Source organism: Pseudoalteromonas sp. TB25, assembly GCF_000497995.1.
Taxonomy (GTDB): Bacteria; Pseudomonadota; Gammaproteobacteria; order Enterobacterales; family Alteromonadaceae; genus Pseudoalteromonas; species Pseudoalteromonas distincta.
The window spans coordinates 11,872-18,071 of sequence record NZ_AUTI01000249.1; the positions used below are offsets into that span (position 1 = coordinate 11,872).

A 6,200-nucleotide genomic window follows, 5' to 3' on the forward strand; every position below is an offset into this window, starting at 1 on the left:
AAGCCGATAACGAGAGCCAGTTTGCCTCAGTGCTTGGTCACGAAATTGCTCACGTGACACAGCGCCACTTAGCGCGAAGAATACAGCAACAGCAAGATAACAGCGCGCTGACTATTGCCGGTATGATAGCCGGAATATTAGCAACCGTTGTTGCACCAGATGCGGGTATTGCGATTATATCTGCCAGCCAAACACAATCTGCTTTTAGTCAGTTAACGCATAGTCGCTCAGCCGAGCAAGAAGCTGACCGCATAGGCATGCAAACGCTTAACAATGCAGGCTTTGATGCACGTGCATCGAGCGAATTTTTAACTAAACTTGCCGCGCAAATTCGTTATAAATATAAACCACCTGCGTTTTTACTTACTCACCCATTACCAGAGAGCCGAGTATCTGATGTACGTTTGCGTGCAGAGCAATTTCCTGTGCGTCATATGAGTGCCAGTCTTGAGTTTAATTTAGCTAAAAGCCGCGTGCTTGCGCGCTACGACAACAAACCAGAAAACGCCGAAGACCTATTTAGAAAACGACTACGCGAAAATAGCTACGATAACACCGCTTTAAAGTACGGTTTAGCTATTAGCTTACTTGATCAAAAAAAGCTTGATGAAGCAGCCCCAATACTAGACGAGCTTTTAAAAAATGATCCTAAAAACCTATTTTATATAGATACCCATACCGATTTACTCATCGCGCAAAAAAAGGCAGATGAAGCCGTAAAATTTTTAGCTGATTTAAATCAGTATCGCCCTAATAATCAGGTAATTACGCTCAACTATGCCAACGCAGCACTTGAAGCTGAGCAATATGAACTAGCCGAAAATATTTTGAAGAGTTTTTTACTCGAAAAGCCAGATCATAACCTAGGCAAGCAACTTCTTGCTGATGCGTATAAAAAACAAGATAAATTAGCCTCATATCATGAAGCGAACGCCGATGTATTGGCTCAATACGGTGCTTATTTAAAAGCCGCAGACGAAGTACAAAAAGCACTTAACTTCGTAGAGCCAACCGAACTTGTAAAGCAACAACGTTTAAAAGCACTACTTACCCAGTATCGACTTTTACAAAAAGAGCTTGCAAGACTTTAAGTCTGCAAGCGCTTACCCTAAAATAGACGCAATTCACACTTTGGAATCATTTTATGTCTGTTACTATTTACCACAACCCACGTTGTTCTAAATCACGCGAAACGCTAGCGCTACTGCAAAGTAAAGCGATAGAGCCAAGTGTTGTAGAGTATTTAAAAACCCCTCTTACTCACGAGCAAATTTCAACGCTTGTAATCCAACTTGGTTTTTCATCCGTACGTGAAATGATGCGCACCAAAGAAGATGACTACAAAGCGCTTAATTTGAAAGATGAAACAAATGAGGACGCACTTATTAACGCTATGGTTAAATACCCAAAATTAATTGAACGCCCTATCGTAGTTAATAACAATAAAGCAGCGATTGGTCGTCCACCAGAAAACGTACTAAGCGTTTTATAATGAGTGCAACCATAGTGGTGCTTTATCACTCAAGCCATGGCTCAGTTGAAGCAATGGCTCACGAGATAGCAGAGTCGATAGAGCAACAAGGTGCTAGTGCACTACTTCGCACCTTTGTGGCTAAAAATGCGCACGATATTGTGATCACTAAAGATGATTTAATAAATTGCGATGGTTTAGCATTTGGTACACCAACTCGATTTGGCATGATGGCCTCTCAAGCAAAAAGCTTTTGGGAAACCACTAGCGACTTATGGCTAAAAGGCCAATTAATCGATAAGCCAGCGTGTGTATTTTCGTCATCAAGTAGTATGCATGGAGGAAATGAAGCAACCTTACTTAACTTATCTTTGCCACTATTACACCACGGCATGGTGCTTATGGGCGTGCCGTACGATGTGCCCGAACTACTTGCAACACAAACCGGTGGAACACCATACGGTGCAACACACGTCGCTGGCAGCGCTAATAGTGCACAGCTAAGCAAAGACGAAATTAAAATATGCCAAAGCGTTGGTAAACGCCTTACTCACATTGCGAGAAAACTTAAATGACTACAGCTGACAGTCCAGCTAAAAAGCCGATTACGGTAAAATTTCAACGTGCAGCACTATTTGGCTATGTTGGTTTACTTATTCTGATTCCTTTGTGGATGTATTTTGTACCCCCTCTAGACGGTAATACTAGTTGGGTGTCATTGTTTTTTCCTATCATTCCTTTACTACTGCCGCTAAGAGGCATAATTCAAGACAACACATACACCTATGCGTGGGCTAACTTTATTGTAATGCTTTATTTTATCCACGGTCTTACCATGCTGTGGGCAGCACCAGATGAATTAATTTGGGTGTTGTTAGAACTGGTATTTGCATCATCTATGTTTATTGGCTGTACTTACTACGCAAGACATCGCGGACAAGAACAAGGTTTAAAAATCCGTAAGCTTAAAGAAGAATTAGCTGAAGAAAAAGCAGCAAATGAGCACGGTAAATAAGGCTTAACCATAAACGCTATATACAAAAAAACGCGCTTAAAGTAATTTAAGCGCGTTTTTTATTAACTGTTTAAAACTAGCTAGCTAAACTAAATCGCTCAAGGCAGCTAGCACCACAATACTCGCCAACCCTATTTGAGCAATTAAGCTAATAAACGAAAAGCCCCTAAGCACAAATAAACCCCAAGGGTGTTTAATATGTGGATATAGCGCACAGCGTTTTAAAGTGGTCGCAAAGAAAAAACAAATCACTGCAGTCATAGTTAAACCCAGCGTCAGCTCACTTTTAATTGAGAGGGTTTCATCAAAAAAGAAAAACAACTGTAAAGGCAGCAATATAGTCACAATAGCATGTAGCACATGCACTTTTTTAATGCGATCGAACTGCCCTTCTGGCGAAAGTTCTTTAATACCAAAGTCACGCTCTAAACATTTAACTAAGTTATTAGCTTTAATACTCACCGCTAAACGGTAACAGCTTAAACCTTCTTTATTACGTGCTCTAAAGTTATAGCCCGCTTTAATAAGCAGCACCATTAACGACTCATTTTTAGCAAACACAGCATAATGAAGCGCAGTATTACCTAAGTTATCTGTCGCTTTTTTGTCTTGCTTTGCCAGTAGCGTTTCAACCACATTTACAAAGCCTTTTTCGGCGGCCCACATAAAGGCTGTTTTATTGTTTTCATCAGCAAGTACACCAGTAGCGCCTTGTTCAATAAAACGCATAGCCATTGTTTGCTTAGCTGTTTTTTTACGTAAATGAGTAAGCAAAGCTTTTTCTAGCAGTACAACAGAGTCAACATCAGGAGAAACCTGCGTAAGCAGCGTAAAATAGTCTTTACCCGCAGCTACTTTTTCGCTGGCAAGTTCAGAGAGAGTATCTAAATCAGCAATAGACTCTGGAATAAACGCACTTAGGCGCTCTCTAAAATCAACTTCTTTCCAAAGCGCTAATGTGTCCTTTGCCGAGAGTTTACTTTTATTATTTAACGCATGCTCAATTAAGGTGAAGTAGCGTTTACTAAAAAATAAATCGACTAAAGACAGTGGCGTATCTATTGTATTTTGTGCAGCCACGCTTGCGTATTTTTCAAGGCGCTGGCACAGCATAAGCACTAAGCTTTCAGGGGTGTATTCATTATCGTAGTAATGGCTTTTAACCGCACTAATATACGCTTGTGCGTCTTCGTCATATTCAGAGATATGTTGAAAGTAACATTCTTCAAATGGCTCCAGCGGGGTTAGCCATGCCAAATAATAAATAGGTGGCAGCACGGTGGTGCATACACCATCGTCTTCATTTGTAGAACGACAAGCAGGCCAAGCTTCCAAAGCATCTAAAATAAAGGCACCGTTTTGTTCTACCAGTCCTTTAATAAGTAATGGGTATTCCTTTGGCCAAATCAGTACATTTTCCATTAAAACAACACAACTCCAGTGTGGCTTGGGGGTGGTAAGTTATATCAGTTTTAAGCTGACACCACGCTTAATCAAAGTGCCGATATTCTAGCACACCTTTGTTTTGCTGCTAGCGCAAAATTACGCAATAACAACAATCCTTTAGGATTATAACAATTCGCTTAATTAAGTGATTTATTTTGAGGTAGAAAACCGTGTGATAGCAAGGCAAAAATTTCATTATTTAGTTGTTCTAAATGATTAAGTATTACTGTGGATTGGTATTGTCCTTAGCAAAAATATAAAAACGGCCAAGTACATAAGTAATTGGCCGTTTTTGAGGTTGGAGTTGGGCTTAATCAGAGCCAGACAAATAGTCTATTTACTTTTTAACTCACTAATAACTTGCTCTAAACCCACATCAGAAATGCGTTGAATAATCTCTTTTTGTTTAGCACTTAATAGTGAAATGCCTTCAGCAACAATATCGTATACTTTCCACTCATTGTTTTTACCTAAACGAAGCTTAAAGCTTAAGTCGATAGTAGGCGCATTTGGCTCAATAATTTGCGTATTAACTGTTGCGTACTCAGAGTCACTTTTTGCGTTATTACGCTCAAATACTACTTTTTGACCCGTGTACTTCATTAGTGCACCGGCGTATGTGCCTGTTAAGTAATGCTCTACTGCATCTATAAATTGAACAGCTTGCTCGCGCTCAATACCTTTAATGTGTTTACCTAATAATTTAAACGACACAAACTTAACGTCAATATGTGGCATTAAACGTTTTTCAACAATGGCAGCCATCGCGTCTTTGCTGGCTGTACCTTTTGAGTTTACTTGGCCAATATCTGCAAAAAGCTTGTCGGCTACCGATTCAAGTAACTGATCTGGTGATTGCTGAGCTTGTGCAAATAACGAACTGCTAAAAAAAGCAGTAGCTAAAACGAATAGTTTAAAGAGTTTCATAATTGTATATGTCTGTGTGATTAAGATGGCTGTAATTTACGCGAACTATACGCAATAAAAAAGGCACAAATAAGCAACTTATTAATGCCCAATTAGCACCAATAGAATAAATAAAATAAATTCAAGCAGTTAGAAAACTCCATTAACAGCTCATATACAACCGGTATTTTGTCCTCATTGTAATTGTTAACAGGCCGCCCTTATCATTTAGTTATCAACTTAAATCAAACGAACATTTGGCACCTATGAAAACGTCACTTAAAACACTTATTATCTCTTTTGTATTAGTAGTTTCACTTTTTGGCAAGCTTGCTTTTGCTCAATCGGACCACGGTTATGCCGTTGACTTCCTCAAAGGCGAAGGTAACGTAAACGGCGTTAAGCTTGCGTATCAGTATCATGCACCTGGTATGCAAAACCTTATTGGTGATGCACGCTTTTACTTTGAAACCAGCGTAAACATGTGGGAATACCGCCACGGCGATGAAACACAATCAAACCTAGTATTTGCTATGTCACCTGTGCTGCAATTTCCTGCCTTTAGTTTTAACAACACCCCATTTTATGTAGAAGCAGGTATTGGTATATCACTGATTGATGAAACGCAGTTTGCCGGTAAAAACATAAGTACTCACTACCAATTTGAAGACCGCATAGGGCTTGTAGCCGATTTTGGCCACACCAATGTTGCCCTTCGCGTTATTCACTATTCAAACGCAGGCTTTAAAGAGCCAAACCCTGGGCTTAACTTTTTAACGCTTTCGGTAGCGAGACGTTTTTAACGTTATTGATTGTATTTTTGGAGTAAATTAATTGCTGTTATAGGGCAAAGCGGTCACACTTAAACGTACTAAAAATTAGGTGATACTGCGATGCAAACTTGGCATATTGTAATTATTGTCGCTGTTGTTTTTGCCATTATCATTGGTAATATTGCGCTGATTAGACTCTCTGCAAAACAGGAGTTTATAAAGCCCAACGCCAATATAAAAAATACAACAGACACAAAAAAGCCCTGATAAATCAGGGCTTTTTCAATAATACCAATTCGCTAAATCATATTTTTGCTAATTTAGCCTACTAGCCAATGCGCCATTAGCGCAATAACAGGTAAAGTAATTAGCGTTCGCAAAATAAATATAATAAATAGCTCTAAAATATTTACCGGTATTTTACTGCCAAGTAAAAGTGCACCTACCTCAGACATATAAATAAGCTGAGTTACACTCATTGCGGCAATAATAAAGCGCGTTACATCACTTTCAATAGTCCCTGCTGCTAATATTGACGGAATAAACATATCAGCAAAGCCTACCATAATAGTTTGCGACGCTGCGGCTG

Annotated in this window: 8 protein-coding genes and 1 pseudogene (1 of these 9 running past the window's edge); 6 read left to right on the forward strand and 3 right to left on the reverse strand. The window is 39.4% G+C overall.

Annotation, left to right across the window (positions count from 1 at the left end):
* The 4 genes in view from L652_RS0107855 to L652_RS0107870 are tightly spaced (at most 53 nt apart) and all read left to right on the forward strand, a layout consistent with a single transcriptional unit that may run on beyond the window.
* Window positions 1–1,091 carry the 3' portion of a M48 family metalloprotease gene (locus L652_RS0107855; protein WP_024603395.1) on the forward strand. It extends 340 nt beyond the left edge of the window, so only the last 1,091 of its 1,431 coding nucleotides appear in the window; its start codon lies off the left edge, out of view; the stop codon is at window positions 1,089–1,091.
* A 53-nt stretch (window positions 1,092–1,144) separates the two neighbouring features.
* Window positions 1,145–1,492 carry an arsenate reductase (glutaredoxin) gene (gene arsC, locus L652_RS0107860; protein WP_024595681.1) on the forward strand — a complete coding sequence of 116 codons (348 nt, stop codon included), beginning with the start codon at window positions 1,145–1,147 and terminating at the stop codon, window positions 1,490–1,492.
* Window positions 1,492–2,046 carry an NAD(P)H:quinone oxidoreductase gene (gene wrbA, locus L652_RS0107865; protein WP_024595680.1) on the forward strand — a complete coding sequence of 185 codons (555 nt, stop codon included), beginning with the start codon at window positions 1,492–1,494 and terminating at the stop codon, window positions 2,044–2,046. Before arsC ends, wrbA begins: the two co-directional genes overlap by 1 nt.
* Window positions 2,043–2,486 carry a DUF2069 domain-containing protein gene (locus L652_RS0107870; RefSeq protein ID WP_024595679.1) on the forward strand — a complete coding sequence of 148 codons (444 nt, stop codon included), beginning with the start codon at window positions 2,043–2,045 and terminating at the stop codon, window positions 2,484–2,486. Before wrbA ends, L652_RS0107870 begins: the two co-directional genes overlap by 4 nt.
* An 84-nt stretch (window positions 2,487–2,570) precedes the next feature.
* On the opposite strand, the gene L652_RS0107875 is transcribed toward L652_RS0107870, so the two are convergent.
* A complete protein-coding gene (locus L652_RS0107875) occupies window positions 2,571–3,908 on the reverse strand; it encodes an ankyrin repeat domain-containing protein (RefSeq protein ID WP_024595678.1) in 1,338 nt (445 codons plus the stop codon).
* Between the two features lie 357 nt (window positions 3,909–4,265).
* Window positions 4,266–4,859: an ABC transporter substrate-binding protein gene (locus tag L652_RS0107880; protein ID WP_024595677.1), complete on the reverse strand. Its 594-nt coding sequence runs from the start codon at window positions 4,857–4,859 to the stop codon at window positions 4,266–4,268.
* Window positions 4,860–5,104: 245 nt separating this feature from the next.
* On the opposite strand from L652_RS0107880, the gene L652_RS0107885 reads away from it, so the two are divergent.
* Window positions 5,105–5,641: an acyloxyacyl hydrolase gene (locus L652_RS0107885; RefSeq protein WP_024595676.1), complete on the forward strand. Its 537-nt coding sequence runs from the start codon at window positions 5,105–5,107 to the stop codon at window positions 5,639–5,641.
* A gap of 90 nt (window positions 5,642–5,731) precedes the next feature.
* On the forward strand, window positions 5,732–5,878 hold the full coding sequence (locus L652_RS1000000124510) for a DUF2897 family protein (protein WP_076914920.1): 147 nt from the start codon (window positions 5,732–5,734) through the stop codon (window positions 5,876–5,878).
* A gap of 53 nt (window positions 5,879–5,931) precedes the next feature.
* Here L652_RS1000000124510 and L652_RS0107895 read toward each other — a convergent pair.
* Window positions 5,932–6,200 (reverse strand): annotated as a pseudogene (locus L652_RS0107895) (YjiH family protein); the annotation flags it as partial.

What these genes read in the sequence shown, in the direction of transcription:
- L652_RS1000000124510 (WP_076914920.1), top strand. Translation starts at nt 5,732, where the DNA reads ATGCAAACTTGGCATATTGTAATTATTGTCGCTGTTGTTTTTGCCATT.
- wrbA (WP_024595680.1), top strand. Translation starts at nt 1,492, where the DNA reads ATGAGTGCAACCATAGTGGTGCTTTATCACTCAAGCCATGGCTCAGTT.
- L652_RS0107885 (WP_024595676.1), top strand. Translation starts at nt 5,105, where the DNA reads ATGAAAACGTCACTTAAAACACTTATTATCTCTTTTGTATTAGTAGTT.
- L652_RS0107870 (WP_024595679.1), top strand. Translation starts at nt 2,043, where the DNA reads ATGACTACAGCTGACAGTCCAGCTAAAAAGCCGATTACGGTAAAATTT.
- L652_RS0107875 (WP_024595678.1), bottom strand. Translation starts at nt 3,908, where the DNA reads ATGGAAAATGTACTGATTTGGCCAAAGGAATACCCATTACTTATTAAA.
- L652_RS0107880 (WP_024595677.1), bottom strand. Translation starts at nt 4,859, where the DNA reads ATGAAACTCTTTAAACTATTCGTTTTAGCTACTGCTTTTTTTAGCAGT.
- arsC (WP_024595681.1), top strand. Translation starts at nt 1,145, where the DNA reads ATGTCTGTTACTATTTACCACAACCCACGTTGTTCTAAATCACGCGAA.